At 67.9% G+C, this 25,906-nt stretch carries 26 protein-coding genes and 1 tRNA gene; 16 read left to right on the top strand and 11 right to left on the bottom strand.

All coding sequences use genetic code 11. The features are described 5' to 3' along the window. Window positions 1–38 precede the first annotated feature (38 nt). The 8 genes from ACT3HL_RS00625 to ACT3HL_RS00660 all read right to left on the bottom strand — a co-directional run bounded on the left by ACT3HL_RS00625 (window position 39) and on the right by ACT3HL_RS00660 (window position 6,962). A complete protein-coding gene (locus ACT3HL_RS00625; protein ID WP_445084875.1) occupies window positions 39–1,205 on the bottom strand; it encodes a sn-glycerol-3-phosphate ABC transporter ATP-binding protein UgpC in 1,167 nt (388 codons plus the stop codon). A gap of 4 nt (window positions 1,206–1,209) precedes the next feature. Then, the gene (locus ACT3HL_RS00630) at window positions 1,210–2,091 is read right to left on the bottom strand and encodes an ABC transporter permease subunit (protein WP_445084876.1); all 882 of its coding nucleotides are present in this window, start codon (window positions 2,089–2,091) and stop codon (window positions 1,210–1,212) included. Between the two features lie 4 nt (window positions 2,092–2,095). Further along, entirely contained in the window at window positions 2,096–2,980 is an 885-nt protein-coding gene (locus tag ACT3HL_RS00635; RefSeq protein ID WP_445084877.1) for an ABC transporter permease subunit, read from the bottom strand. A 20-nt stretch (window positions 2,981–3,000) separates the two neighbouring features. After that, window positions 3,001–4,188, bottom strand: coding sequence for an extracellular solute-binding protein (locus ACT3HL_RS00640; RefSeq protein WP_445085270.1), 1,188 nt, complete (start codon window positions 4,186–4,188; stop codon window positions 3,001–3,003). Window positions 4,189–5,093: 905 nt separating this feature from the next. Beyond that, entirely contained in the window at window positions 5,094–5,378 is a 285-nt protein-coding gene (locus ACT3HL_RS00645) for a type II toxin-antitoxin system RelE family toxin (protein WP_445084878.1), read from the bottom strand. Beyond that, on the bottom strand, window positions 5,371–5,652 hold the full coding sequence (locus ACT3HL_RS00650) for a ribbon-helix-helix domain-containing protein (protein ID WP_008307424.1): 282 nt from the start codon (window positions 5,650–5,652) through the stop codon (window positions 5,371–5,373). The genes ACT3HL_RS00645 and ACT3HL_RS00650 overlap by 8 nt, the downstream gene beginning before the upstream one ends. A 356-nt stretch (window positions 5,653–6,008) precedes the next feature. Continuing rightward, window positions 6,009–6,080 (bottom strand) — tRNA-Thr (locus tag ACT3HL_RS00655). A gap of 93 nt (window positions 6,081–6,173) precedes the next feature. Beyond that, complete coding sequence (locus ACT3HL_RS00660) at window positions 6,174–6,962, bottom strand: DUF7114 family protein (protein ID WP_445084879.1); 789 nt, start codon at window positions 6,960–6,962, stop codon at window positions 6,174–6,176. A 100-nt stretch (window positions 6,963–7,062) separates the two neighbouring features. Here ACT3HL_RS00660 and ACT3HL_RS00665 point away from each other — a divergent pair, with 100 nt between their 5' ends. From ACT3HL_RS00665 to ACT3HL_RS00680, 4 genes are all read left to right on the top strand, one after another. Next, window positions 7,063–8,661, top strand: coding sequence for a carboxypeptidase M32 (locus ACT3HL_RS00665; protein ID WP_445084880.1), 1,599 nt, complete (start codon window positions 7,063–7,065; stop codon window positions 8,659–8,661). 83 nt (window positions 8,662–8,744) lie between these two features. Then, window positions 8,745–8,927: an HVO_0416 family zinc finger protein gene (locus ACT3HL_RS00670; RefSeq protein ID WP_445084881.1), complete on the top strand. Its 183-nt coding sequence runs from the start codon at window positions 8,745–8,747 to the stop codon at window positions 8,925–8,927. A 163-nt stretch (window positions 8,928–9,090) separates the two neighbouring features. Next, window positions 9,091–10,947, top strand: coding sequence for a UvrD-helicase domain-containing protein (locus ACT3HL_RS00675; RefSeq protein ID WP_445084882.1), 1,857 nt, complete (start codon window positions 9,091–9,093; stop codon window positions 10,945–10,947). 22 nt (window positions 10,948–10,969) lie between these two features. Beyond that, the gene (locus ACT3HL_RS00680; protein ID WP_445084883.1) at window positions 10,970–12,394 is read left to right on the top strand and encodes a M24 family metallopeptidase; all 1,425 of its coding nucleotides are present in this window, start codon (window positions 10,970–10,972) and stop codon (window positions 12,392–12,394) included. Window positions 12,395–12,482: 88 nt separating this feature from the next. Here ACT3HL_RS00680 and ACT3HL_RS00685 read toward each other — a convergent pair whose 3' ends face one another. After that, window positions 12,483–12,734 carry a DUF7533 family protein gene (locus ACT3HL_RS00685; RefSeq protein WP_445084884.1) on the bottom strand — a complete coding sequence of 84 codons (252 nt, stop codon included), beginning with the start codon at window positions 12,732–12,734 and terminating at the stop codon, window positions 12,483–12,485. A gap of 156 nt (window positions 12,735–12,890) precedes the next feature. Here ACT3HL_RS00685 and ACT3HL_RS00690 point away from each other — a divergent pair, with 156 nt between their 5' ends. After that, on the top strand, window positions 12,891–13,562 hold the full coding sequence (locus ACT3HL_RS00690; protein ID WP_445084885.1) for a riboflavin synthase: 672 nt from the start codon (window positions 12,891–12,893) through the stop codon (window positions 13,560–13,562). A 79-nt stretch (window positions 13,563–13,641) separates the two neighbouring features. On the opposite strand, the gene ACT3HL_RS00695 is transcribed toward ACT3HL_RS00690, so the two are convergent. Next, entirely contained in the window at window positions 13,642–14,652 is a 1,011-nt protein-coding gene (locus ACT3HL_RS00695; protein WP_445084886.1) for a PrsW family glutamic-type intramembrane protease, read from the bottom strand. Between the two features lie 111 nt (window positions 14,653–14,763). On the opposite strand from ACT3HL_RS00695, the gene ACT3HL_RS00700 reads away from it, so the two are divergent. From ACT3HL_RS00700 to ACT3HL_RS00750, 11 genes are all read left to right on the top strand, one after another. Beyond that, window positions 14,764–15,138 (top strand): DUF7532 family protein, encoded by a 375-nt coding sequence (locus ACT3HL_RS00700; RefSeq protein ID WP_445084887.1) that lies wholly within the window; start codon window positions 14,764–14,766, stop codon window positions 15,136–15,138. Window positions 15,139–15,160: 22 nt separating this feature from the next. After that, entirely contained in the window at window positions 15,161–16,714 is a 1,554-nt protein-coding gene (locus ACT3HL_RS00705) for a DUF402 domain-containing protein (RefSeq protein ID WP_445084888.1), read from the top strand. A gap of 162 nt (window positions 16,715–16,876) precedes the next feature. Further along, window positions 16,877–18,106 (top strand): translation initiation factor IF-2 subunit gamma, encoded by a 1,230-nt coding sequence (locus ACT3HL_RS00710; protein WP_445085271.1) that lies wholly within the window; start codon window positions 16,877–16,879, stop codon window positions 18,104–18,106. A gap of 71 nt (window positions 18,107–18,177) precedes the next feature. Further along, a complete protein-coding gene (locus ACT3HL_RS00715; protein WP_445084889.1) occupies window positions 18,178–18,561 on the top strand; it encodes a DUF188 domain-containing protein in 384 nt (127 codons plus the stop codon). Between the two features lie 3 nt (window positions 18,562–18,564). After that, window positions 18,565–19,143, top strand: a complete 579-nt coding sequence (locus tag ACT3HL_RS00720) for a DNA-directed RNA polymerase (RefSeq protein WP_445084890.1) — start codon at window positions 18,565–18,567, stop codon at window positions 19,141–19,143. Continuing rightward, window positions 19,144–19,341 (top strand): transcription elongation factor subunit Spt4, encoded by a 198-nt coding sequence (gene spt4, locus ACT3HL_RS00725; RefSeq protein WP_445084891.1) that lies wholly within the window; start codon window positions 19,144–19,146, stop codon window positions 19,339–19,341. A 7-nt stretch (window positions 19,342–19,348) separates the two neighbouring features. Next, window positions 19,349–19,882: a DUF359 domain-containing protein gene (locus ACT3HL_RS00730; RefSeq protein ID WP_445084892.1), complete on the top strand. Its 534-nt coding sequence runs from the start codon at window positions 19,349–19,351 to the stop codon at window positions 19,880–19,882. 184 nt (window positions 19,883–20,066) lie between these two features. Then, the gene (locus tag ACT3HL_RS00735; protein WP_445084893.1) at window positions 20,067–20,396 is read left to right on the top strand and encodes a 30S ribosomal protein S24e; all 330 of its coding nucleotides are present in this window, start codon (window positions 20,067–20,069) and stop codon (window positions 20,394–20,396) included. 33 nt (window positions 20,397–20,429) lie between these two features. Next, on the top strand, window positions 20,430–22,025 hold the full coding sequence (locus tag ACT3HL_RS00740; RefSeq protein WP_445084894.1) for a bifunctional N(6)-L-threonylcarbamoyladenine synthase/serine/threonine protein kinase: 1,596 nt from the start codon (window positions 20,430–20,432) through the stop codon (window positions 22,023–22,025). A gap of 261 nt (window positions 22,026–22,286) precedes the next feature. Further along, the gene (locus ACT3HL_RS00745) at window positions 22,287–22,562 is read left to right on the top strand and encodes a DUF5808 domain-containing protein (RefSeq protein ID WP_445084895.1); all 276 of its coding nucleotides are present in this window, start codon (window positions 22,287–22,289) and stop codon (window positions 22,560–22,562) included. 156 nt (window positions 22,563–22,718) lie between these two features. After that, window positions 22,719–23,369: a non-canonical purine NTP pyrophosphatase gene (locus tag ACT3HL_RS00750; RefSeq protein ID WP_445085272.1), complete on the top strand. Its 651-nt coding sequence runs from the start codon at window positions 22,719–22,721 to the stop codon at window positions 23,367–23,369. Window positions 23,370–23,391: 22 nt separating this feature from the next. On the opposite strand, the gene ACT3HL_RS00755 is transcribed toward ACT3HL_RS00750, so the two are convergent. Beyond that, window positions 23,392–25,839 (bottom strand): DUF2298 domain-containing protein, encoded by a 2,448-nt coding sequence (locus ACT3HL_RS00755; protein ID WP_445084896.1) that lies wholly within the window; start codon window positions 25,837–25,839, stop codon window positions 23,392–23,394. Window positions 25,840–25,906 lie beyond the last annotated feature (67 nt).

The raw sequence follows: 25,906 nt of genomic DNA on the forward strand, positions 1-25,906 counted from the left end.
GGGGACGTCCCCCGGTCGGCGGGAGCTGACCGCCGTCATCAGTCGCCCCCGACCCGATTGACCTCGGCGGGGGCAGCGAGCGCGCCCTCGGCGTGGTAGAACGCCTTACCGGTTTCGGGGTCGAAGAGGTGGAGCCGCGCGGGATCGTACGCGACTTCGATCTCGTCACCCGGCCGGACGTCGGTCCGCGGCGCCGCTTGGATCTTGACGACCGAACCGCCAACCGAGCAGTGAGCGAGCAGGCTGTCCCCGAGCGGTTCCGTGACCTCGACCGTGGCAGGGAACGGTTCCACGGCGGGATCTGCCGCCCGATCCGTCAGTGAGAGGTCTTCCGGGCGAATACCGAGGACAGCGGATCTCCGCCCGCCAAACGGTCGACCGGAGCCGGGCCGTTCCCCGGGACCGCCCCGTTCGCCGACCGGAAGCGGGATCGAGAACGCATCGTGGACCGCCCGGCCGCCGTCGAGGCCAACGTCGAGCATATTCATCGCCGGGTCACCGATGAACTCCGCGACGAACCGGTTCGCGGGGGAGTCATACAGCTCCTGCGGCGGGGCGACCTGCATAATCCGCCCGTCTCGCATCACGACGACGCGCTCACCGAGCGTCATCGCCTCCGTCTGGTCGTGCGTGACGTAGACGGTCGTCGTGCCGAGTTGGTCGTGGAGCTTGGTCAGTTCGGCCCGCATCTGGATCCGGAGCTTCGCGTCTAGGTTCGAGAGCGGTTCGTCCAGCAGGAACGCGTCGGGGTCTCGCACGATCGCCCGCCCGAGGGCGACGCGCTGGCGCTCCCCGCCCGACATCGCCTTCGGCTTTCGATCCAGCAGATCCGTGATGTCGAGTGTCTCTGCGGCCTGCTCGAGGCGCTGTTCGATTTCCTCGTCGGTGAAATCGCCGGCGGACCGCAGTCCGAAGGTGATGTTCCGCCGTCCCGTCATATGAGGGTACAGCGCGTAGTTTTGGAACACCATTGCCACGTTACGCTCCTCCGGCTCTACTGCGGTGACGTCGCGGCCGTCCATCAAGATTCGCCCGTCAGTCGCCCGTTCGAGCCCGGCAAGCAATCGGAGCGTCGTGCTCTTTCCGCAGCCCGACGGACCGACGATGACGAGGAACTCCCCGTCCTCGACGACGAGATCGAGGCCCTTCACGGCCACGACGTCGTCGAACGATTTCTTCAGGTCCTGTAGCTGTAGTGTCGTCATCTGTCTATTTTTGTTGGATCGTGAACGTTTCGAGAAGCGGTTTCCGGAAGGCGATCATCAGGGCCAGCGGCGGAAGCAGCGTCAGCATCGACCCGGCCATCACTAGCGACCAAGAGAGCTGCCCCCCTTGGACGTCGCCCTGAAGCAGGCTCAGACCGACTTGTGCGACCTGATTGGCCTCGGAGTCGATGATCACGAGCGGCCAGAGATACTGGTTCCACGCGTAAACGAACATAATGATCGAGACGCCGATTAACACGCCTTTCGACATCGGAATCAGCACGTGAACCATGAACTTCGCCGGTCCGACGCCGTCTAACTTCGCGGTCTCGACGACTGAACTCGGAATCGAGAGAAAGTGCTGTCGGAGGATGAACACGGTCGTCGCGCTGGCGAGGTACGGTACGGTAATCGCGAGGAGTCCGTTTCCCCACCCCAAGTCGCTGATCAGCCTGAAGAGCGGGACGAATCGGACGGGAACGGGGAGCATCAACGTGAACAGGATGAACAGGAACACGAGGTTCTTGTAGGGGACCCGGTAGTAGACAATCGCCATCGCCGCGAGCAGCGAGATGATCAGCTTACCGACGACGACAATGACCGACATCAGCAGCGAGTTCCACATAAACCGGCCGAAGCCGTAATCGACGAGTGCCTCGCGGTAATTCTCGACCGCGTGCGTTCCCGGGAGCAGATCCCCGAGGTTCGTCACGATGCCCTGCGGTTTCGTACTCACGGCGGCGGCGACGACGATGGGAAACACGATGAGAAAAACGAGCGCCAAGAGCTGGACGTGAACGCCCCCGTCGGTTCCGGTATCGATCGCTTTTGCGCCGTTCCGTCGCACGGCGTCGACCCGTCGCTTCGCGCGTTGCAATGCGTTCATGGTTTCAGGCCCCGTAGTGCGCGTACTCGTCGGTCAACCGGAACTGGACGTACATCAACACCCCGACGACGAGGAACAACAGCACCGACTTTGTGGAGGCCATCCCGAAGTTGAAGAAGGAGAACGCCTCGCGGTAGAGGTCGAAAATCAGGATGTTCGTCGCGTTCGAGGGGCCGCCGCTCGTTAGCAGGTCGACGAACGCGAACGTACTGAAGAACGCGTAGATCGTGTTGATGATGACGAGGAAGAACAGCGTCGGCGTCATGATCGGGACGTAGATCCACAGCAGGCGCCGAAGTCGACTGACGCCGTCGAGTTCGGCGGTTTCCGAGAGTGCGTCGGGTATCGTGTTCATCGATGCGACCATAAAGATCACGTTGTAGCCGATCTGCTTCCAGATCGCCGCCAAGAGGACGACGACGAACGCCTGCCGCCCGTTGTTGAACCAATCCAGTTCGAGGCCGAGTGCCTCTAGCGGTCCGGTGAGAACGCCCAGCGTCGGGTGAACAATGAAGAGGAACACCAACGCGGCGACCGTGGGCGGCAGTGCGTACGGCCAGATCGCGGCGAGCAGATAGGCGCTCTGTCCGCGGTCGACCTCGTGAACGAGGAAGGTCACGTACAGCGAAAACGCCATCACGCCCACGACGACAAGCGCGGCGAAGAGCACCGACAGCAACACGCTCGAGTGGTACGACGGGTCCGTCAGCAGGGAATAGTAGTTCTCTAGGCCGACGAACGCCTCCCCCCGGCCGAACCGCGAGTCGAAGAAGCTGGTCCGAACCGCGAGCCCCGTGGGATAGTACAGGAACACGACGGAGACGGCGATCGTGGGGAGGAGTAGCAGGATCGCCTGCAGGCGTCCGTCGAATATCTCTCGGGTAGACATAGTGCTCGATCGTCCCCCTCTTAACCGTAGTACTCGCCCAGGATCTCGTCGACTGCGGATTTCATCGCGTCGATCTCGGAACCGATGTCGTCGGCGTTGATGATGTCGACTGAGTGGTCTTGGATGGTCGTCTGGACGTCGCGGGCCGGGCCGAGAAGCGCCCGCTTCGTCGCCGGGTCGTCGGCATCGCCGTTCCGCAGTTGCTCGAGTGCCACGCTGTACATCGGATTCTCCTCGAACCACCCCTCCTGTTCGAGCGACTCGACGGAGCTCTCCGTGATGGGATAATACCCGGACCCCTTATGCCACTCCGTCTGGACCTCGGGGTCGGCCATATACTCGAGCAGTTTCCCGATGTCCTCGTAGCGGTCGTCCGGCAGCCCCGAGGGAACGTAAAACGACGCGCCACCGATGACCGGACCGACCCGCGTCTCGCTGATACTCGGGTACGGGGCCGCGTCGACCGTGAAATCTTCGGAGTCGGCGATCAGCCCCGCGACGGACGCGGTGCTCGTGAGGAGCATCGCCGATTCCCCCTCAACGAACAGCGACGTCGCCTCGCCCCATGCCTCGATGCCGGGGTTGGTGTACAGTTCATCGTCGGCCATCCCCTTCCACCAATCGTAGAGGTCGTAGATCGCGTCGGGGGTTCGGAGTTCCGACGGGTCGCCGTCGTGACCGTTTTCGGCGTCGGTCAGGAGCTCCCCCTCGAAGGAGTACCACGTTTCGACGAACCAGACGTGGTTCGGCCAGCAGATTCCGAACTGCGTGACGTCCTGCTCGACGAGCGCCTCCGAGGCGCTCCGCACCTCGGCGAGCGTCCGCGGCGGCGAGTCGGGATCGAGCCCCGCCTCCGCGAACGCGTCGCGGTTGATGTACATAATCGCGTTCGAGTTGTTGAACGGCAGCGACGCCAGCTGACCGTCGACAGTGAAGAACTCCGCGACGTTGTCTAGGAACTCATCGGTGTCGAAGTCCTCCGGCAGGATGTTTTCGACCGGCTCGATCTGGCCGGTGTCGAGCACCTGCTGGGCGAACAGACTGTCGACCTGCAGCATATCGGAGACGCTCCCGGAGTCGAAGCCGGCGAGCGTACTCGTCAGAACGTTCTCGTAGGTGTCCTGAAACTCCATATTGACGGGGACCCCGGTCTCGGACTCGAAATCGGAGCCGATCTTGTCGAGCGTTTCCCCGTTGGTGCCTCCCATCGCGTGCCAGACGGTCAGCTCGTCTGCGACGGGCGAAAATTCCGCCGCCTGTCGCCCCGTACTGTCACCCATACACCCTGCGATACTCGCGAGCGTCCCGATGCCCAGCGCAGCGCCTGTCTGTCGGAGCGTCGTTCGTCTAGATATTCCGCTCTCTGACCCGGTCTCGGGTTCCATACGGGAGCACAGTCTAAAAGTCAAATCATAGCCGTTTATATGAGGGATACAGGTCGGTATGTATCAGTAGGTACCGCTCTTTCGCCGCTCGTACTGGTGGGTTGGGATCCCGACCCGCTCGTTTTGAACCCCGAGGGCGTACCGGGGGAGACGATCCGAGCGGACCAAACCGATTTCGGAGAACGCACCGAATCAGAGCGCGCTACGGAGTTCGCCCATATCGCCGCCGGTCGGCGTTAGTATCGTAGCGTTTGCAACTGATTGCGCATTCAATCGCACGCAGTCGTGCGATCAGATGAGCGAAGACCTGCAAACACTACTATAAATAACGTGTTCGGGTAAGCGTTGCCCTACTTGGCACATCAGAATCGTGTGGGGTTCGAGTGGTTCAGCTGAATGACTTCCTTCATCGAGTCGGGCGGAACACAATGGAATAACTCAGTCCTGTCGTTGGACGATGGACAAATGCATAAGCAATCCGAGGATGCCCAAGAATCCCAAAGCGACGCCACGGAGTTGCGGATTGGAGAATCCCCGTTTCGCCGAATCGGAATACACGTAGTAGCCGACAGTCGGCCAAAATACAAGCAAGTACAGGCCGACTCGAATCAACAGACCGTTGTAAGCGGTTAGGAGACTCATCTCGCTTTCACCTCATCGACACGGGGAACCATATCGAGAATGTCAGTCAGGTGTTGAGAAATATCTGCCGGCGTATATCCAACTATTTAGTCGTCGTCAGCGGTGTACGCGCCGCCTCGACGCTTGATACGTGCGACGACGAGCCGCCCGTCGTCCTGCCGGAAGCTCACGGAGAGCCGGAACTCCCCGATGCGTACCTTCTTGTACGGACTGTTCTGGAGCGGTTCACCGTAGTCGGGTGGGTCGCGCCACGGCGAGGAGATGATTTCATCGAGCTTGTCGAGTATCCGGTCTTGGTCGGCGGGGGAGAGTCCGTCGAGGTCGTCTTCGGCGGTCGAGGAGAGTTCCCACGTCCACCCGTCGTCACTCATCGCTCGTGCCGAACCGCTCGCGGGCTTCCTCGGCGCTCGTCGTTCGTCCCTCGCGGATGTCCTCCTCGGCTTCGAGCAGGGCGACGAGTTCGTCGCGGTCGAACGTCGGGAACTCGACGGCGTCCCGAAGCGTGTACCGGATGAACTCGCTCCGGCTGTTGAACCCGCGCCCCTGCCACGTATCGTCTATCTGTTCGAGGAACGACTCGGTGAGTTTGAAATTCACCGTGGCGATGTCGTCCCCGCCGTCGTCGTTTGTGGCTGCTTCGGACATATAGATGTAATACGCTAGTCTTACCAATAGTCGTTTCGGCGGGACATCACTCACCGCGTACTCGTCGTGAATAGCCACATCGAGGGCGTTCTATCACATTCCTGACTAAGATTCAGTCATTTCTCTGTGAGCGTTGATTAGCGAAATCCGTGGTGTCGCTTGAGGGGGACGCGCACCCGGTCGATTTCGGGTCTACCCCACCGCAGTCTGTGAATTGGTTTGTGTGTCCTGACACTTCCCCGAATCGCAACACGGCGAGGGATGCCCTGTTTAGCGAGAGAAGCGAATCTTGAACGGGTTTCGTTCAGACGAGTGTAGCCCGAAAAGTGTGCGTACAAGGCGTGTACGACAGAAAGAGCCTAGGCCGGGATTTGAACCCGGGGTCTCGTCCTTACCAAGGACGCGCTTTACCGCTAAGCTACCCAGGCGCGTTTCTCCGTAGCCCGGATTCGTCTTTAGGCGTTTCGATTCGTGGGCGCTCCGTCCGTCGAACGGCGAGCCGCGACGCGCTCGCTACGACCTCACGAATCGGTCGCCGAGGAGGGAACGCGGTCGTTCGCGCCGCCCCCGACCGCCGACAGCGACGCGATGCGCTCGGCGGTCTTCTCCGAGAAGGCTGCATCGGCCGGCTGGAGGCGGCCGTCGGCGTCGCAGTCGCGACCCAGTTCGGCCGCGTACTCGAGCAGCGCTGGCGAGGGCGTCGCGCCGACGGCCGTCATCCCGGCCACGACCGCGAGCGCGAAGACGTCCGCCTCGAGGTTGCGGTCGAGCGCCTCGACGTCCGCGCCGTCGCGTCGGCCGAGCGTCTGATCGCGGCCGAAGGCGCGGACGACGTCGACCGCGCGGGCGGCGGCGTCGGTCCGCGCGAGCAGATAGAAGCCGCGCGAGACGAGGATGTCGGCGGCGATGACGTCCAGATCGGCGTCGATGTCGCCGGCTTTGCCGGCTGCTCGGGACTCCTTTGGAGTCCCGTTGTCGTCGGACTTCGTCCGGCTGCCCGCGGAGCCCCGCTCGGCGGTGTCACCGGCGGCGTCGCCGTCGGCGAGCCGCGTCCACGGCTCCTCGCGCGCGAGCGAGCGGGTGAGCCGAAGCCCCTCGTAGATCAGTTGCACGCCCGCGGCGCGCTCTATGAGCCCGTCGGTGTCCGTCTCTACTCCGGTGTCGGGGGCGCGAGCGCTCACCAGCGCCAACACGGCCGGTGTCATCGGCGCATCGGAGAGGCGATCGGACAGGACCTCGCGGAGCCGGTCGGGCTCCACATCGTCGATTGCCTCGTGCGCGGCGTCACGGACCCGCACGGCGTCGTCCATCGAACCGGGCTAGCGGCGCGAGAGGCAAAGACCTTTGGAAACCTCCCGACTGACGACCGGAACGCCGGCTTGATACCCGTTCGCACCCACGAGTACGACGATGACGACAGGCACGTCCGACCGCGACGCCGGAGACGAATCGGGGGCGCCGCCAGCGCCCTACGCGCGGCTCCTCGAGGAGTACCGCCGCGTGGCGAACGTCCGCAACGCGAGCGGCGTCCTCTCGTGGGACCAGCAGGTGATGATGCCCGAGGGCGGGACGCCCGCTCGCGCGCAGCAGCTCTCGACGCTCTCGTCGCTCTCGCACGATCTGCTCGCCGACGACGCGGTGTCCGACGCGCTCGCGGAACTCGACGGCGCCGAGCGGGGCTCGGCGGGCGGCCGGACGGGGTCCGGCACCGCCGCCGACCTCACTGATGCGCAGTCGGCGGCCGTCAGGGAGATCCGCCGGAAACACGAGCGCGCCGCGGCCGTCCCCACCGAGCTGATCGAGGAGATATCGACGACCGCTTCGGAGGCGCTGCCGGCGTGGAAGGAGGCGAAAGCCGAGGACGACTTCGAGACGTTCGCGCCCTACCTGCGGGAACACGTCGAACTCAAGCGGGAGTACGCCGAGCACGTCGACCCCGACCGCGACCCCTACGAGGTGCTCTTCGAGGACTTCGAGCCGTGCCTCTCGCTGGATCGCGCGGAGGACATCCTGACGGCGATGCGTGAGACGCTGGTGCCGATGATCGATGAGATCAGGGCCTCCGAGACCGACCTCGCGACGGACGCGTTCACGTCGCTCGGGACGTACGCGGCCGACGAACAGGAGGCGCTGTGCCGCGACGTCCTCTCGACGCTGGGGTACCCGTGGGAGCGCGGGCGGCTCGACACCGCGCCGCACCCGTTCTCGACGGGGACGACGTTCGACGCGCGGGTGACGACCCGCTTCGACGAGTCGGACCCGCTCGGTTCGCTGCTCTCGACGGTCCACGAGTTCGGGCACGCGACGTACACCCTCGGCCTGCCGGACGAACACTACGGGACGCCGCTCGGAGAGGACCGAGACCTCTCGGTCCACGAGTCGCAGTCGCGCCTCTGGGAGAACCACGTCGGCCGCTCGGCGGCGTTCTGGGAGCACTTCCTGCCGACGCTCGTCGAGCAGTTCCCGAAGGCCGCCGACGTGACGCCGCGGGAGGCCTACGAGGCGGCCAATCAGGTGTACGAGGACAACCTGATCCGCACCGAGGCCGACGAGCTCACCTACCACCTCCACATCCTCGTCCGCTTCGAGATCGAGCGCGCGCTGATCGCGGGGGACCTCGACGTCGACGACGTGCCCGCGGTCTGGAACGACAAATACGAGGCGTACCTCGGTGTCCGCCCCGAAACCGACGCGGCGGGCTGCCTCCAGGACATCCACTGGAGCCACGGCAACTTCGGGTACTTCCCGACGTACTCGCTCGGCTCCGCGATGGCCGCGCAGCTGTATCACGCCGCCGACGCCGATATCGCGGACCTAGACCGGGACGTCGCCGCGGGGGACTTCGACGCGCTGCACGAGTGGCTGACCGAGCGCGTCCACCGCCACGGCGCCCGCTATGAGACCAACGACCTCGTCGAGGCCGCCACCGGCGAGCCGTTCACCGCCGACGCGTTCCTCGAGTACGTGACGGCGAAGTACGGCGCGCTCTACGACCTCGATTCGGTCTAGCGAGCCCGACGCGCCTCTTCGATTCTCTCCCGACAGGAACTGGGCAATAAGACTAAGTGATGGTAAGCCATACCACAGTCCGTATGTCGTCAGCACCGACTTCCGACGATGCGCTGTTCGACCAGTTCCTCGACGACCGCGGTCACGAGGTCGAGACGGTAGACTGGGAGACCTCGTATAACAAAAAGCAGTGCCCGGAGTGCGGTGCGCTCCACGACTCGACCGCCAGCGACTGTGCCGTCTGTGGATGGGACCCGCGGGCGTAGCGGGGGACAGACGGTCGCCGTGAGCGTTTTTCGTCCGTCATCGAGTACGGCAGCGGTTTCTCGCCGACTCAGGCGCGCCCGCGGGTCGCCGGCCAGTCCGTCGGCGTCCCGAGACACGCCCGAAACACGTAGTTTATCACGCACAAGCCCCTGAACGCGTTCAATGAGCGACTCCGACGCGACGGTCACCCGGTTGTTCGGTGGCCCCGGAAGCGGGAAGACGACGGCACTGCTTGATCGGGTCGACGAACTCCTCGAACGGGAGGACGTGACGATCCGCGACATCCTCGTCGTCTCGTACACGCGGGCGGCCGCCGCGGAGGTTCGAGAGCGTCTCGCGGAGCGACGCGACGTCTCTCCGCGCGCGCTGAAGGGCAACGTGGCCACGATGCACGCGAAGGCGTACGAACTGCTGGATCTCTCCCGCGGCGACGTCGTCGGCGAGAAGGACAAAAAGGAGTTCTGCGAGGACTACGGCATCGAGTTCGAAGACGAGTACGGCGGCGCGGGCCGGCGGACGGCCCGCTCGACGACGATCGGCAACAAGATCATCGCGACGAGCCAGTGGCTCCAGCGGACCCGCCGCGACGTCGCCGACTGGTACGACGTCCCCTTCCAGTGGAACGTCGAGGAGGTCCGCCTCCCGCCGGAGATCGACCCGAACGCCCAGGAGGGCAACAAGTACACGCCGACGTGGCCCTCCGACGACGACCGGATCGACGTCCCGGAGGTCATCCGGGCGTGGCGCGCCTACAAGGGCGAACACGGCCTCACCGGCTTCGCGGACATGCTCGAGCGGGTGAAACAGCGCTCGCTCGTCCCGCACGTCGACTACCTCGTCATCGACGAGTTTCAGGACATCACGACCCTGCAGTACGAGGTCTACGAGGAGTGGAAGCCGCACATGGAGCGCGTGCTCATCGCCGGCGACGACGACCAGGTCGTCTACGCGTGGCAGGGCGCAGACCCCAATCTGCTCCTCGACGCCGACCGCGAGGAGGACGTCGTCCTGCCGAACTCCTATCGGCTCCCCTCGCGCGTCCTCAACGTCGTGAACCAGGAGATCCGCCACATCGACAAGCGCCAGGAGAAGGACCTCCGGCCGCGCAAGGAGGGCGGCGTCGTCGAGGGGATCGAGTCCCCCTCGATGCTGGATCTCGCCCGGAACGTCCGCTACACGATCGAACAGGGCGAGGACGACGAGACCCTGATGGTCCTGTTCCGCGCCCGCTATCAGCTGTTCCAGTTCATCGACGAGTTCCTCCCGCTGGGGATGCCCTTCTCGGCGCTCACCGACCAGCGGATGTGGACCGACCGGCTGACGCAGTACGTCCGCGCCATCGAACGCTTAGAGCGCGAGGAGCACCTCGACGGCCTCCAAGCGCGTCGGCTCGCGGATATGCTGCAGGACTCGGCGTTCGGCGCGAACGAGCGCGACGAGCTGTTCGATCGCATCGACGAACTGCAGGAGGACGCCGGCGTCGAAGACCTGACGGACCTCTCGGTGCACCCGGACGTGATCACGGAGTTCGCGCCGTTCGTCCCCGACGGCGACGCCGCGGGCGACATGCTCCGGAAGGTCACCTCGTTCCAGCGGAAGTCCGTCGAGGCGTACTTCTCCGGGGAGTACAAGGGGATGGACCCCAACCGCGTCCGCATCGGCACGATCCACTCCGCGAAGGGCCGCGAGGCCGACCACGTCTTCGTCGCGACCGACCTGACCGAGAAGGTCGTCGAGCAGATGGCCGCCTCCGTCGAGGACGAGGCCGTCCCCGGCGTCGAGGAGTTCACCTCCACGACCGACCCCGTGCCGATCCTCACCGACAACGAGCGCCGGGTGTTCTACGTCGGGATGTCCCGCGCCCGCGAGCGCCTCGTCCTCCTCGAGAACCTCGTCAGCGGCGCGCCGACGCTCCCGGTGAGCGTCCTGCTGCACAACGAGATCCGCGACGAGACCGTCGAGGAACTGCTCGACGCGGCGCAGGAAGGCGAGGTGCCGGCGCCCGAACCGGACGCGTGAGCCGAATCTCCACTCATCCACAGTGACGCCGGACCCCCCGCGCGCCCCCGCCCCCGACCGATCGTTTCTCGACGCCGCCGTCACCGAGGCTGACGCGGTCGGCTTCGTCGCCGTCGGCGGTCGATTCGACGCCGACCTCCGGTACCTGACGCGGTTCGAGGGTCCCGAGCGGGAGTACGCGTACGTCCGAACGCCCGCGGGGTCTGACACGGGGACACGGGACGTGCTCTGTGCGCCCCGCGGCTTCGCCGGGCGCGCCGCCCGACAGTTCGACGGCCGCGTCGCGACCGGGCGCGCCGCCGATCCCGCCGGTCAGCGCGCGGGGGCGGTCCTCGACGCGGCCGTCGGCGGGGCGGACGGGTGCGACTCGGCCGCTGCCGACACCGCCGGGGACGACGCCGCCGACGCCGACACCGCCGGGGACGACGCCGCCGACGCCCCGACGATTCTCGTCCCGCCCACGATCCCGCACGACGCCGCCCTGTATCTCGAGAACGCCGGCTACGACCTGCGGTCGACTACGGCCGTCGGCGACGCGCGAGCCACGAAGACGAGCGAGGAGATCGAGGCGATCCACGCCGTCCAGCGCGCCGCCGAGGCGGGCGCGAGACGCGCCGAGCGCGTGCTCGCCGCCGCGGAGCCAGCGCGTGCTCCCGCGGACGACGCCGCCGGCGGGACAACGCCCGGTCTCCGCTGGCAGAACGCGCCGCTCACGGCCGAACGCCTTCGCCGCGAGGTCGACGCCGAGTTGGCCGCGCGCGGCGTCCGGAACGCGGGAAACACGGTCGTCGTGGCCGGTGGGAGGGGCAGCACGTGTCGGCCGCGCGACGCGAACCGCTCGCGTGACGCGCCGGAGGGAGATTCGGCCCCGGAGAGCGGTCAGATCCGAGCGGGCGACCCGATCCGCGTCGACGTCGCGCCGCGGGGGCCGCACGGCTACCACGGCGCGCTCTCGCGGACGGTCGTCGTCGACGGCGACGGGGGCTGGGTGCGGCGAGCCTACGTCGCCGTCGAAGCGGCGCTCGACGCCGCGCTCGGGGCGATTGAATCCGGTGTGACTCCTGCCGCGGTCGCCCGCGAGGCGCGCGCCGAGCTGGCGGCGTTCGGGTTCGATTCCGGCGTCGGCGGGGCTTCGGACGGCTCCGACGGCGCGGACGCTGACGCCGCTGCCGACGACCGCGTCGCCGCCGGCGCCCACGACGTACCGGACGCCGTCTTCCACGGCGTCGGGCTGTCGCCGCGGGAGCCTCCACTGGCGCACACCAGATCGGACTCGACACTCCGCGGATCGGACGCCGCGCTCCGAGCGGGGGCGGTCGTCGCCGTCGCGCCGAGCGTGGCCGACCCCGCGGCCGGATCCGTTCGCCTCGGCGAACTCGTCGCGGTCACCGATGCCGGATACGAGCGCCTGGGAGCGGATTCGCGGTCGTACGCGCCGCGGGAGTGAGCCGACTTTTCGATCTGACCCGCGAGCGTTCGTAAGCGCCGCCGCTGTCGCTCTCTGGGTCTTACTTTCGGAGTGGTTGCCCCCGGTCTCACGGGGAGTCTTCGTCCTCGTCGGGCGTCTTCACGACCGCGCCGACGACGCGCTCGCCGAGCGCCATCGGGACGTCGGCCGGCGTCGTGAGGTACTGCGGGAGGAGGACCATCGCGACGGCGACCGCGAAGAGTCCGCCGCCGATGACCGTCTGTCCCTCCAGCAGTCGCGTGAGCCCGAAGATCCCGACCGGCCCGGCGAAGACGAGCGTCGCGGCCAGTTGGATCGTTCCGGCGATCCCGAGTCGCATCGTTTCCCCTCGGCGACTGCGACCTAAAAGCATCGCGGTCGTCGGTGTGACGGCTCCTGCGACGGCCTCACGCGTCTCGACCGGACGGGACCGGTACCGATCGGCCTCGATTCCGGTTTCGGGACGCTTTTCGGCTCCGCGACGGAACGAACGCGTATGTTCACCGGGATCGTCGAGGCGACGGGAACCGTCGTCGAGACGACTGACGACGAGGGGGGGCGACGAATTCGCATTCGCCCCGACACCGACGCAGCCGGACCTAACGCCGCAGACGACGCGGGAAGCGCGGGGACGGACGCCTTCGCGGACCTCCATCACGGCCAGTCGATCGCCGTCAGCGGCGTCTGCCTGACCGTCGAGGAGTTCCGGACGGGGGCAGACCCGTGGTTCGAGGTCTTCCTCGCGGCGGAGACGGTCGAGAAGACCTACCTCGGCTCGGTCGGCGCGGGCGACCGCGTCAACCTCGAACGCGCGCTCGCCGCCGACGGGCGGTTCGACGGCCACCTCGTGCAGGGGCACGTCGACACGACGGGCGAGGTGCTGGCGGTCGAGCGCGTCGGCGACGACTGGTTCTTCGAGTTCGCCCTTCCCCCGGAGGTGGCGCGCTACGTCGTCGAGAAGGGCTCTGTCGCGCTCGACGGGATCAGCCTCACCGTCGCCGACCGCCGCGAGGACCGCTTCGCCGTTGCGATCATCCCGACGACATACGAGCTCACGACGCTCTCGGAGAAGTCGGTCGGCGACCCGATTCACCTCGAGGTCGACGTCGTCGCGAAGTACGTCGAACAGCTGGTGTCGGGCTACCGGGACGCCGTCGTCGGGGAGTGACGCCGTTAAAGAACGAGACGCCGTCGACGGGCGAGACGCCAACAACAGGGAGTGACGGCGACTCCCCGCCGTTGACTTCTCACTCGAACTCGGTCATCTCCGAGTCGAACTCGGAACCGTCCGACGCGGGCCTGTGGGCCTGGTGATAGCTGTCGCGGTATTTCTGGATCTTCCGGAGGAGGTAGAGTCCGAAGATACCGTCGTAGATCAGGACGTAGATCAGGAACGCAGCGAGTCCGCCCAGCCCGGTCACGGCCGCGATGATCGCGGAGCCGATTCCGACGGTCGCGTTGTACGTGGCGTGGACCAGCGCGGCGAGAATCAGTCCCTTGATCACGATCGGGCCGCGCTTGCCGGGGTTGAACTTCGCGAGGCCGAGGTAGTAGCCGGCGATGGCGGAGTAGATGACGTGTCCCGGGCCGGCGAGCGCCCTGATGGCGGTGATGCCGCCGCCGACGCCGATGAGGCCGAGGCCGAGGTCGAGATTGACCCCCTGCTCGGGCAGTTGGCGGGTGATGTAGAGCGCGTTTTCGATGACGGCGAAGCCGAGACCGGCCATCGCGCCGTAGACCGCGCCATCGAGGACGGCGTCGAAGCGATCGTCGGTGTAGGCGTACAGGCGCACGGCCAGCAGCTTCACCGTCTCCTCGACGGGTCCGACGACGACGAAGAAAAAGAGGACCGTTCCGAGGAACCCGAGTCCGCCGAAATACGGCCGGAGGACGGTGTTGAGGACGGCGGCGAAGTTCGCAGTCAGCACGCCGAGGAGGAACGTCCCCACCAGCAGTGACAGCGGTTCACTCGACGTCACGTCCGTCGAGTAGACGTACGCCGCCAGCCCGATCGCGGGGATCGCAGAGAGCGCCGTGAGGAGCCCGATCTGCGGATCCGTCAGCGCTGCGAGCCCGCCGATCCCGAGGAGGAGGATGAACGCGAGAAGCACCACCGCTAGGCGCGCCGATCCGTGGACGATCCGCCAGATGATGGCGGAAATCCTGTCGAGCGGCGTCCGCACGTCCCACGTCGCCACGTCGTAGAGATCCATCGAATCGTCCGCCGCCTCTTCGATCGGGTCCCGGCGTTCCCTCATCGCCGAGAGGTACTCGCGCGGTCGCCTAAGGTCTTCGGCCGAGTGTGACGGGGACCGACCGAGACCGACTGCCGGGATTCAAAAGCCGCCCCGCCGTAGCGCCGCGTACCGATGCACTTCGATCAGCGCACACAGCACGCTCTCCGCGACGTCGGCCTCGACGGCGAACAGATCCGGGCGGCCTCAGAGCTCGTCTCCGAGTCCGTCGCCGAGGACGCCGAGCGCCTCCGCGCGTTCTTCGAGTGCGACGTCGTCTACTCGGACATGGAGATGGCCCACAGCAGCGGCGGCATCAACGAGCACGCGGTCGAGTTCGTCGACCTCTTCACGCACGGCGGTGACCTCCGCGGGTATCTCCGCTTCGACACGTGGGGCGTCCCAGTCGAGGACGGACGCGTGCTCTCGGACGACGTCGTGGAGCTCACGCTGGGGCCGACCGTAAACGACCGCGTTCGGTTCGCCCGCGACGAGGCCGATCTGCGATGACCGCCGCGGCGGTGACGAGGCGATGAGCGACGCGGAAGCCGACGCCGCCTCCGACGCTTCGGGGACGCGCGTTCGCGTCCGCGGGATCTACGCGACCGCGGCGACTCGCCTGCTCCTCGACGCCGGACACGAGGTCGTACAGGCGTCCGAGCCGATCCGCGAGCGGTTCGACGCGGACTTCGGCGACGGCCACCACGAGGCGACGGTCGCGACGACGCGAGACCGCCAAGGCGTCGGCGTCCACGGCGACGTCGACGCCGCTGAGTCCGCCGCTGCGGTCCTCGTCGACGTCGCCAGAGACGCGTTTCGGTGGCGGGATCCGACGCCGCCCGGTGCCGTGTTCGACGCGGCAGTGACGGAGACGCTCGGCTCCGGCGCGGTCTGTGATCTCGGCGACGTCGCCGAGCTTTGCTCGGCGGGCAGCCAGACTGCGTCTGGCGACGCCGAGGGCTTCCTCCCGTACGACGAGTGCGACGCGTACGTCGAAAGCGGTGACACCGTCCGCGTGCAGGTCCGAGAGAGCGCGCCGCCGTGGGTCGACCGGCGGGCGAGGCTCGGCACCGGCATCCGCGCCGCCGCCGGTCTCGCGACGCTCGTCCGCGGGCGCGACGGCGTCGCGGTCGATACCCGAGACGACGCCGCGGGGCGCGAGCTCGCGGGGATGACAGAGCTCCTCTCCGTCTCGGTCCCCGACGGCTGGGGGATCGAGTGGTCTCACGCCGCGACGCGCGCCGGTATGGACGCGCTCGGCGACGCGCTCGAACGCGCCGTCGAGCGGTCGGATGCCCTCTCAGCGGCGCTCGATGCCGCAGACGCCTCCTCCGCGGACGAGGGAGCACCGACTTCCCCTCGGATCGCCGCGCCGTCGGCCGGGGAGTGGCTATGGTTCGGCCGCGAGTCCCGCTTCGCGCTCGACGACGCGCGGCGCGCGGTGACGGCGACGATGCCGGGACACCACCGGACGAAAGCCGCGAGCGAGTCGGCGAGTGCGGGCGTCGACCTCGCGGAGGCGCTCTGCGGCGACGGCGCGCTCGGCACGGTCGACGGCGGGGCCGACTCCGACCTCGACTCCGAGTTCCCCTTCGGCGTCGTGACGCGGCAGTTCGGCCCCGTCGAGGGCGACGTCGTTGCGATCCGCCACGGCAAGCCCGACGGGCGCGCGTTCTCGCTCGGCCGCGGCGAGGTCACAGACTGGGAGGGCGACGGCACCGTCGCCGTCGAGCGGACGCTCTCTGGGAGCGGCACCTACGACGGGCTCGGGACCCGGCGGGAGGCGGGCGACACCGCGCTGACGAAGTTCCGCGAGGGGCGCTGGTGGTACCCCACGGTCTATCGGAGCGCCGAGGGCGACCCGCGGGGGACGTACGTCAACGTCTGCACGCCCGTCGAGTGCTTCCCCGACGAGATCAGGTACGTCGACCTGCACGTCGACGTCGTGAAGCGACCCGACGGGACGGTCGAGCGCGTCGACGACGACGAACTCGACGCGGCGGTCGAGGCGGGCGAGGTCCCCGAGGCGGCGGCGAAGAACGCTCGGGCGGTCGCGACGAGCCTCGAACGCGCGCTCTCGAAGTGAAGGCCGGCGCCGTCGCGGGCGGCGCTCTCGGAGAGGGGGGTCGCGTCCGCGATCGCGCGGCGTGCGACGGGCGGCAGATTCGCGCCACGCGGGCGGAGAACAGCAAGTTTATCAGTCGCTCGCGGCGAATTGCACCCAAGATTACTCTCTAGGAGGTCAATGGTGACACAACAAACACAGCAACCGGAGGTGAACATCGGACTGGTCGGGCACGTCGACCACGGGAAGACGACTCTCGTGCAGGCGCTGTCCGGTTCGTGGACGGATCAGCACTCCGAGGAGATGAAACGCGGCATCTCCATCCGTCTCGGCTACGCTGACGCCACGTTCAGAAAGGTTCCCGGCGTCGACCCGCCGGAGTGCTACACGGTCGAGGAGACGGGACCGGACGGCGAGGAGACCGAGGTGCTTCGGACGGTCTCGTTCGTCGACGCACCGGGACACGAGACGCTCATGGCGACGATGCTCTCGGGCGCGGCCATTATGGACGGCGCCGTCCTCGTCGTGAGCGCGACCGAGGACGTCCCGCAGGCACAGACCGAAGAGCACCTGATGGCGCTCGACATCATCGGCATCGACAACATCGTCATCGCCCAGAACAAGATCGATCTGGTCGATCGCGACCGCGCCGTCGAGTCCCACGAACAGATCCAGGCGTTCGTCGAGGGCACCGTCGCCGAGGACGCGCCGATCGTCCCCGTCAGCGCCCAGCAGGAAGTGAACATCGACCTCCTCATCGACGCGATCGAGCGGGAGATCCCGACGCCCGAGCGCGACGAGTCGGAGTCGCCGCGGCTGTTCGCCGCGCGGTCGTTCGACATCAACCGCCCGGGGACGACGTGGGAAGACCTCAAAGGCGGCGTCGTCGGCGGGTCCGTCGTGTCGGGGAAGCTCGAGACCGGAGAGGAGCTCGAACTCCGGCCCGGCCGCGAGGTCGAAGAGGGCGGCCAATCGGAGTGGCGGCCGATCACGACCGAGATCCGATCGCTGCAGTCCGGCGGACAGATGGTCGATGAGGTCCGCCCCGGCGGCCTCTGCGGCGTCGGGACCGGGCTCGATCCGAGCCTCACCAAGGGCGACGCGCTCGCCGGTCAAATCGCCGGCGAACCGGGCACGCTGCCGCCGACGCGCGAGGAGTTCACGATGGGCGTCGAACTGCTCGACCGGATCGTCGGCGAGGACGAGGGCGAGATCGAGGAGATCTCGACCGGCGAGCCGCTGATGCTCACCGTCGGGACCGCCACGACCGTCGGCGCGGTCACGAGCGCTCGCTCGGGCGAGGCCGAGGTGTCGCTGAAACGCCCCGTCTGCGCCGCCTCGGGCGCGAAGATCGCCATCAACCGCCGGGTCGGCGCGCGGTGGCGGCTCATCGGGATCGGAACGCTGCAGTGATCGCGGCGGTGACGAGACCGGACGACAGCCCGGGCGCGAGGAACTGACGCCGGAACACGGAGACGAGGGAGATGACCACGGTGATACTCGATACGAACGCGCTGATGATGCCGGTGGAACTCGACGTCCGGGTCTTCGAGGAGCTCGACCGCCTCGTCGGCGCGGACGCCGATCTGGTCACCCCGCGTGCGGTCGTCGCCGAGTTAGAGAAGCTCAGCGAGGCCGGAAACGGCGTCGAGGCGACGGCCGCGAGCGTCGGACGCGACCTCGTCTCGCGCTGTCGGATCGTCGAAACCGGGGTCTCCTACGCCGACGACGCGGTGGTCGAACTCGCAGCGCAGGAGGGCGGCTACGTCCTCACCAACGACAGGCCGCTCCGCGACCGGTTGCTCGAACGCGGTATTCGCGTAATCGGTTTAAGGGGCCGAAACACATTGCAAATAACAGAACCATAACGCATGTACAAACGGGTACGACTCAAAGACACAGTCGAGGTGCCGCCAACGCACCTCGCGGACGTGACGCCACAGCGGGTCAAGCGGCTCCTGCAGGACAAACTCGAGGGACGGATGGACGAAGACGTCGGCAGCGTCGTCAGCGTCGTCGACGTTCACGACATCGGCGAGGGGACGGTGCTCCCCGGCCGCGCCGGCGTGTACTACGAGGCGGAGTTCGACGCGATCACCTTCGACCCGTCGATGCAGGAGGTCGTCGACGGCGAGGTCGTCGAGGTCGTCGAGTTCGGCGCGTTCGTCGGGATCGGCCCCGTCGACGGGCTGTTGCACGTCTCGCAGATCTCCGACGAGTTCCTCGCGTACGACGGCGAGAACCAGCAGCTGGCGTCGACGGAATCGAACCGGACGCTGAGCGTCGGCGACTCCGTCCGCGTCCGCGTGGTCACGAAGAGCATCGACGAGCGCAACCCGCGCGACTCGAAGATCGGCCTCACCGCGAAACAGCCGGGGCTCGGCAAACACGGCTGGCTCGAGGCGGACCGACAGGCGGGGACCGCCACGACGGAGGCGGAGGGCGAATAGATGGCTGAGTCCCGTCTCGCCTGCCGGGAGTGTCACTACATCAACCACGGCGACGCGCAGGCGTGTGAGAACTGCGGCTCGAGCAGCCTCACCGAGGACTGGGCGGGCTACGTCGTCATCACGCACCCCGAGCACTCCGAAATCGCCGCCGAGATGAACGTCAACGAACCGGGCGGCTACGCGCTGAAGGTCCGCTGACGGGTCGATGCTCACGCTCCCCGAGGACCTCCGCGGCGCGTTCAAAGACCCGTTCGGCCCCGTCTACACCGACGCAGCGGCGCTGCTCGCCGACGCCGGCCACCCCGTGATCGCCGTCGGCGACGTCGTCACGTACCACCTCCGCGAGGCCGGTCACGTCCCGGCCGTCGCCGTCGTCGACGGACGGACGAAGCGCGAGGCCGTCGGCGCCGAGATCAGCGAGGCGCTCGCCGATCCCGAGCGCCGCCGCGACGTGGAGAACCCGCCGGGCGCGCTCTCGGAACCGCTGTGTGCGGCGCTCGCAGACTCCCTCGACGACGAGGACCCCGTCACGGTCGTCGTCGACGGCGAGGAGGACCTCGCGGCGCTGCCGGCGGTCCTGCTCGCGCCGCTCGGTGCGACCGTCGTCTACGGCCAGCCCGACGAGGGGATGGTTCGCATCGACGTGACCGACGCCGCGAAGGCGGAGATGCGCTCGCTGATCGAGCGGATGGACGGCGACGCCGCCTGTGTCCTCGACGCGCTCGACGCCAGCGGCTGACCACGTCGGCGACTGACCACGTCGGCGACTGACCGCGTCAGCGGCTGACCACGTCGGCGACTGACCACGTCGGCGACTGACCGCGCCATCGACTGACTCGGTCCGCGACGACCCGTACCGCCACCGCGTTCGGCTCTTCGAAATCCTTTTACTCCTTTCGGGTGGATGGTAGGACAACTGAACCATGGAAATCGACATCATCTCCGAGGACACGAACCCGATGTTACATCGGGCCGACGTCCGCTTCGAGATCGTTCACGACGACGCGACTCCCTCTCGACTCTCCGTGCGCGACAGCCTCGCGGCCAAACTGAACAAAGACTCCGCCGAGGTCGTCGTCCACAAACTCGACACGAAGTTCGGAATGCGAAAGACCGTCGGCTACGCGAAGGTCTACGACTCCCCCGAGTTCGCCCGCGACATCGAACAGGACTACATGCTCGATCGGAACAAGATCGAGGGCGGCGACGCCGAGGCCGACGCCGACGCCGAAGCCGAGGCCGAAGAGGCCTGATCGAGCGGACAGACACACGGACACACATTCTCGATGCGAATCGTCGGAATCGAGGGGACCGCGTGGGCCGCGAGCGCGGCGCTCTACGACACCGAAACCGATGAGGTCGTCATCGAATCGGACCCCTACGAACCCGATAGCGGCGGCATTCACCCGCGCGAGGCGGCCGAACACATGGGGTCGGCCGTCCCGTCGGTCGTCTCGGCGATTCTCGACCGGGCCGCAGACACGGCGGACAGTGGGGGCGTCGACGTCGACGCCGTCGCGTTCTCCCGCGGCCCCGGGCTCGGCCCGTGTCTCCGCATCGTCGGGACCGCGGCGCGAGCGCTCGCTGGGACGCTCTCGGTACCGCTCGTCGGCGTCAACCACATGGTCGCACACCTCGAGATCGGCCGCCACCGCTCGGGGTTCGACTCGCCGGTCTGTCTGAACGCCTCGGGCGCGAACGCGCATCTCTTGGGGTATCACAACGGCCGCTACCGCATCCTCGGCGAGACGATGGACACGGGCGTTGGAAATGCAATCGATAAGTTCACTCGGCATCTCGGCTGGTCGCACCCCGGGGGTCCGAAGGTCGAACAGCGCGCGCGAGAGGGCGAGTACCACGACCTCCCGTACGTCGTCAAGGGGATGGATTTCTCCTTCTCGGGGATCATGTCGGCTGCGAAAGACGCCGTCGACGACGGCGTGCCCGTAGAGGACGTCTGTGCGGGCTTACAGGAGACGATATTCGCGATGCTCACCGAGGTCGCAGAGCGCGCGCTCTCTCTGACCGGCACCGACGAACTCGTCCTCGGCGGCGGCGTGGGACAGAACGAACGCCTCAGAGAGATGCTCGCCTCGATGTGCGAACAGCGCGGGGCCGAGTTTCACGCCCCCGAACCGCGGTTTCTCCGGGACAACGCGGGAATGATCGCGGTACTGGGCGCGAAGATGTACGCCGCCGGCGACACGCTCGCGGTCCCGGAGTCGTCGGTCGACCCCGACTTCCGCCCCGACGAGGTGGCGGTGACCTGGCGCGGCGACGGCGAGTCGGTCGTCCGCGACCCGGCGGCGTCGGGGACGGTCCGCGGCGCCGAGGCGACGGTCACGTTCGACGGCGACCGCGTCGTCAAGCGGCGGATCCCGAAATCGTACCGCCATCCGGCGCTCGATGCGCGGCTCCGGTCCGAGCGGACCCGCGCGGAAGCGCGGCTGACGAGCGCCGCCCGCCGCGTCGGCGTTCCGACGCCCGTCGTCTACGACATCGACCCGGCGTCGGCGACGCTCGTCTTCCAGCACGTCGGCGACGCGGACCTCGCCGAGGCGCTCAGCGCCGATCGGTGCCGCGCCGTCGGCCGGCACCTCGCTGCGATCCACGGCGCGGGGTTCGTCCACGGCGACCCGACCACCCGGAACGTCCGCGTCGGCGGCGACCGGACGTACCTCGTCGACTTCGGCCTCGGTTACCACACCGTCCACGTGGAGGATCACGCGATGGATCTCCACGTGTTCAAACAGAGCGTCGCCGGGACGGCGCTGTCCCCGGCCGACCTGCTCGAGGCGTTCGAGGCGGGCTACGCTGCGGCGGGCGAAGACGACGTCCGGCGTCGGCTCCGGGAGATCGAGGGGCGCGGCCGGTATCAGTAGTGGCTGTGATCTCTGACGTGTCTCCGTCGCGTGCCAGGCCTCCTCCCGTCGCCGGCGCGCTTATATACGAAGACGCGGCCAGAGGCCGCGTGATCTGAGCGCTCCCCCGCGCCGGGCCGCGGTTGTTCGGCACGTCGGCGCGGGTCCGTGGGCTGGAATCCGGCCGTGCCGACTGTTCGCCACCACCGTGTCGCCGACGCGTCCCCAAGCGACGCACAGCGATGCCCAAACGATTTATTCCAGCCCGGCGTACCGGTTCGTATGGCAGACAAACCGAAACAGGGCGAGATTCTCGGCATCCCGTACAACTTCGAGCGACCGTCGTTCGGTCGCATGCTCTCGTCGTACTGGCAGCCCGATGAGGGGATGCTCGTGAAGAAGCCCTTCGGCATCGGCTACACGCTCAACCTCGCGAGCTGGCGCTCTTGGATCGCGCTGGCGGTCGTCGCCGGCCTCCTCTGGCAGGAGCAGCAGTCCCGATCGGGCGAGGCTGAGGACGCAGACGACGACGGGCCGGTCGAAGTCATCGTCGACTGATACTGATTGTTCTCACTTGTTACCGGTGAGCGCCCGCCCGTTGACGGCGCTCACCGGTAAGAGACGAGAACACTCAGTATGAGTGCGCTCCCGTTCGACGACCCGCTCGGCTCGGAACCGACGACGCTTTCTCGCGACCCGACAACGTCGGGACGAATGCTCCGATACGTCACGACCAACGACGGGAAGGTCCGAGAGGCCCGCGAGTACCTCGACGGCGTCGAGCAACTGGACTACGATTACACCGAGATCCAGGCCGCTAGGCTCGGACCGATCGCCGCGCGCGGCGCCCGCGAGGCCTACCGCCACGCCGGTGAGCCGGTCCTCGTCGACGACGCCGGCCTGTTCGTCGAGGGCTTCGACGGCTTCCCCGGCCCCTACTCCGCGTACGTGGAGGACACGCTGGGCGTCGAGGCCGTCCAGCGGCTCGTCGCCGCGGAGATAGACGAGCCGCGCCGGGCGTCGTTTCGCTGTGTGATGGCCTACTGCGACGGCGACGACTTCGCGGCCACGCCGGATCCGATCGACCGCGACGACCGGAGCGCCGCCGCGGCCGCGGGCGTCGAACGCGTCGAAACCGGAGGTTCGGATCTCGCTGCCGAGAGCGACGCCCTCCCCGTGAAACTCTTTCACGGGACAGTCAGAGGGCGGATCGTCGAACCGCGGGGCGATGGGGGGTTCGGCTACGATCCCGTCTTCGAGCACGAGGGGACGACGTTCGCGGAGATGAGCCCCGCCGAAAAGAACGCCGTCTCCCACCGGGGACGAGCGCTCGCGAAGTTCGCCGAGTGGTTCGAGAGCCGCTGACGGCGGCTCCGAGCCCGTTCTGTCACCCCTCCCCGCGAACCTCGTAGATCGTCACGTCGCCCGACTGATGAGCGACGGTGATCTCCGCTGCGCCGAACGACACCGACCCGTAGCGAGCGCGCTCGTTCGGACCGACCCAGATGTACCGCACGCCGTACGCTTCGAGGAGCGACGCGCGCACGGAGGCGTTGCCGGTGTACATCGCGTCCACGTCGCGGACGCGCTCCCCGTACGCCGCCTGTCCGCGATAGCCGACCTCGTGTTGCCAGCCGGCGACAGTCGGCACGCCGGTCAGACTCGACGCGGGGTTGGCAGACCAACTGTACATCGCGCGGTCGCGCCCGTCGGTGCCGCCCGCGTAGGTGAGCGTCCCCGGCGCTTCCAGCATCGTCGGCTGCCCCGGCCGGTCGTCGAGCCAGGCGATCGCCGCCGCCTGCTCGGGGTGATCCGTCCCGACGAACGCCGTCGCGTCGAGCGTCGGTCCACCGGCCGGGCCGCGATCGAAGTGCGCGCCGACCGCGAGGACGCCGTAGACGCTCGTGGAGGCCACCAGCGCGATCACGAGCGCGACCGACGCAACGCGCCCGATGCGCCGCCACGGGACGGTTGCACTCCCCGCGGCCGATCGTCTTCCGTCGGACGCGCCGCGGTCGGCGTCACCGAAGACCAGTCCGGGCAGCGCGACGCCCATCGCCGTGCCGAAGAACACCCACACCTGCGCGTACGTCTTGAACACGGTGTTCATCCGGCCGGGACCGGCCTGCTCGCTCACGTAGATCAGTTCCACGAGCGTGACCAGTCCGGCCCCGGCGACGACGAGCACCGCCTCGTAGCCGACGCCGCGTTCGACGCGGAGCGCGACCCACGCGAGGACCAGAAGCGGCACCGACACCGCGAGCGCCGCGAAACCGATCGCGTGACCGACGTAGCCGACAGCGACGAGCGCGCCGAGGAGAACCAGGGGTCGACGGACGCGGACCCGCGCGAGTAGGTAGCCGCCCAGCCCGACGACGAACGCGCCGTGGACGAGAAGCAGCGCGCCGAGACCGCTCCGCATCTCCGGCCCGAGCAGTTCGGCCGACCGCTCGCCGCCGCCGGTCGCCGCGCCCAAGAGGAACGGTGACGCGAGGATGATGGCCGTGATCGCGGGAACGGCGGTCACGAGGACGGCAGCACCGATGCGACCGACCTCGCTCGTCGCCGTCGCGGCGAGCGGGCGCAGCCTCTCGGTCGCCTCCGCCGCCTCCGCTTTCCCCGCTTCCTCCGCTCCGCCGAGCTCCCCCGGCCGCCGGCGGAGCGGTACCGTCCCGGGAAGCAGCGTCGACGGGTCAGCGGGCGCCAACGTCGCCGCCAGCCAGCCGAGCGCGAGGACGCTCGGGAAACTCCACGTGCTCTGGATCGCCTGCCACCCGGCGAGAACCGGGAGCGCCCCGAACAGAAGCGCGCGCCGTCGCCGCCGCGCCGATTCGGGCGTCCGGTAGTAGGCGTAGCCGACGGCCGCGGCGAGCAGCAGCGTCGGCGTGCCCATCATGTGCGCGTGCAGGTCGCCGTTGAGCCACGCGAAGAGCGGGAACTCGTTGATCGTCCCCGGGATGACCCGCGAGGCGTTCCAGTAGCTGAACGACTCCGCGCCGGCGACGATCTGCGGGACGGTGTACTCCGTCCGCGCGGCGACGTGCGCGGCGACCGGCTGCTGCACCGCGTCGGGGAGCGCGAGCAGCGCGAAGCGGCCGGCGGTGACGAGGTTGCTCGCGAGGCCGACGAAGAACGCCGCAGTCACGCCGGCGACGCGTCGGGCGGTCCGCGGGGCGAGCGATCTCCCCCGTACCGAGAGGTCGCGGTCGGCTCCGATCGCCCCCGCGAGCTCGAACGCCGCGGTGACGAGCGACGCGTAGAACCCCGCGAGCGCGAGGTTGTAGGCGAACCGCGGCGGCGTCCCCGAGAGCCACGCCAGAAGCGTCGCCGTCAGGTGGCCGCCGTAGTAGTACTTCACCGGTTCGTTCGCGAACCAGAAGTCCTCCGGCGGGAGGACCGTCGATCGCCCCAGCGTCTTCAGGAGGCCGAAATCGAGGAACTTCTCGCCGCCGCCGGGGTGGACCGCGGGGTCGAACGCGCGGATCGCGACGAGGAAGGCGAATCCGAGCAGGAAGACGGCGGCGGCGTCGGTCGCGGCGTCGCGGTCGATGTCGACGCCGGGGCGCACCCGGCCGTCGCGAAGCGCGGCGAGATCGACGCCCGAGAGCGCGCTGGCGAGAAGCAGCGACGAGACGCCGGCCGCGAGCGCAATCGGGCCCCACGTCACCTGTCCGACCCAGTAGGCCGGGACGCTGAGGACGACGAGCGACGCGGGGACGGCCAGCCCCGCGCCGCGCCCCGTCGCGCGCGGCAGGAGTCGGGTGGCGAGCGGGAGCCCCAACGCGAAGAGGGCGGCGTAGAGGACCAGCCAGCGAACGACGAGGGCGTACTCCATACTCCGTATCGCACGGGGCGCGACGCCGAACCATACACTTTGTGATGCGGCGCCGATCTCTCGGGTG

The organism is Halobellus sp. GM3 (genome assembly GCF_052545375.1).

Excerpts from the sequence above, each read along its gene's own strand:
- ACT3HL_RS00625 (WP_445084875.1), bottom strand. The coding sequence starts at position 1,205 with ATGACGACACTACAGCTACAGGACCTGAAGAAATCGTTCGACGACGTC.
- ACT3HL_RS00630 (WP_445084876.1), bottom strand. The coding sequence starts at position 2,091 with ATGAACGCATTGCAACGCGCGAAGCGACGGGTCGACGCCGTGCGACGG.
- ACT3HL_RS00635 (WP_445084877.1), bottom strand. The coding sequence starts at position 2,980 with ATGTCTACCCGAGAGATATTCGACGGACGCCTGCAGGCGATCCTGCTA.
- ACT3HL_RS00640 (WP_445085270.1), bottom strand. The coding sequence starts at position 4,188 with ATGGGAGGCACCAACGGGGAAACGCTCGACAAGATCGGCTCCGATTTC.
- ACT3HL_RS00645 (WP_445084878.1), bottom strand. The coding sequence starts at position 5,378 with ATGAGTGACGACGGGTGGACGTGGGAACTCTCCTCGACCGCCGAAGAC.
- ACT3HL_RS00650 (WP_008307424.1), bottom strand. The coding sequence starts at position 5,652 with ATGTCCGAAGCAGCCACAAACGACGACGGCGGGGACGACATCGCCACG.
- ACT3HL_RS00660 (WP_445084879.1), bottom strand. The coding sequence starts at position 6,962 with ATGGACGACGCCGTGCGGGTCCGTGACGCCGCGCACGAGGCAATCGAC.
- ACT3HL_RS00665 (WP_445084880.1), top strand. The coding sequence starts at position 7,063 with ATGACGACAGGCACGTCCGACCGCGACGCCGGAGACGAATCGGGGGCG.
- ACT3HL_RS00670 (WP_445084881.1), top strand. The coding sequence starts at position 8,745 with ATGTCGTCAGCACCGACTTCCGACGATGCGCTGTTCGACCAGTTCCTC.
- ACT3HL_RS00675 (WP_445084882.1), top strand. The coding sequence starts at position 9,091 with ATGAGCGACTCCGACGCGACGGTCACCCGGTTGTTCGGTGGCCCCGGA.
- ACT3HL_RS00685 (WP_445084884.1), bottom strand. The coding sequence starts at position 12,734 with ATGCGACTCGGGATCGCCGGAACGATCCAACTGGCCGCGACGCTCGTC.
- ACT3HL_RS00690 (WP_445084885.1), top strand. The coding sequence starts at position 12,891 with ATGTTCACCGGGATCGTCGAGGCGACGGGAACCGTCGTCGAGACGACT.
- ACT3HL_RS00695 (WP_445084886.1), bottom strand. The coding sequence starts at position 14,652 with ATGAGGGAACGCCGGGACCCGATCGAAGAGGCGGCGGACGATTCGATG.
- ACT3HL_RS00700 (WP_445084887.1), top strand. The coding sequence starts at position 14,764 with ATGCACTTCGATCAGCGCACACAGCACGCTCTCCGCGACGTCGGCCTC.
- ACT3HL_RS00705 (WP_445084888.1), top strand. The coding sequence starts at position 15,161 with ATGAGCGACGCGGAAGCCGACGCCGCCTCCGACGCTTCGGGGACGCGC.
- ACT3HL_RS00715 (WP_445084889.1), top strand. The coding sequence starts at position 18,178 with ATGACCACGGTGATACTCGATACGAACGCGCTGATGATGCCGGTGGAA.
- ACT3HL_RS00720 (WP_445084890.1), top strand. The coding sequence starts at position 18,565 with ATGTACAAACGGGTACGACTCAAAGACACAGTCGAGGTGCCGCCAACG.
- spt4 (WP_445084891.1), top strand. The coding sequence starts at position 19,144 with ATGGCTGAGTCCCGTCTCGCCTGCCGGGAGTGTCACTACATCAACCAC.
- ACT3HL_RS00730 (WP_445084892.1), top strand. The coding sequence starts at position 19,349 with ATGCTCACGCTCCCCGAGGACCTCCGCGGCGCGTTCAAAGACCCGTTC.
- ACT3HL_RS00735 (WP_445084893.1), top strand. The coding sequence starts at position 20,067 with ATGGAAATCGACATCATCTCCGAGGACACGAACCCGATGTTACATCGG.
- ACT3HL_RS00740 (WP_445084894.1), top strand. The coding sequence starts at position 20,430 with ATGCGAATCGTCGGAATCGAGGGGACCGCGTGGGCCGCGAGCGCGGCG.
- ACT3HL_RS00745 (WP_445084895.1), top strand. The coding sequence starts at position 22,287 with ATGGCAGACAAACCGAAACAGGGCGAGATTCTCGGCATCCCGTACAAC.
- ACT3HL_RS00750 (WP_445085272.1), top strand. The coding sequence starts at position 22,719 with ATGCTCCGATACGTCACGACCAACGACGGGAAGGTCCGAGAGGCCCGC.
- ACT3HL_RS00755 (WP_445084896.1), bottom strand. The coding sequence starts at position 25,839 with ATGGAGTACGCCCTCGTCGTTCGCTGGCTGGTCCTCTACGCCGCCCTC.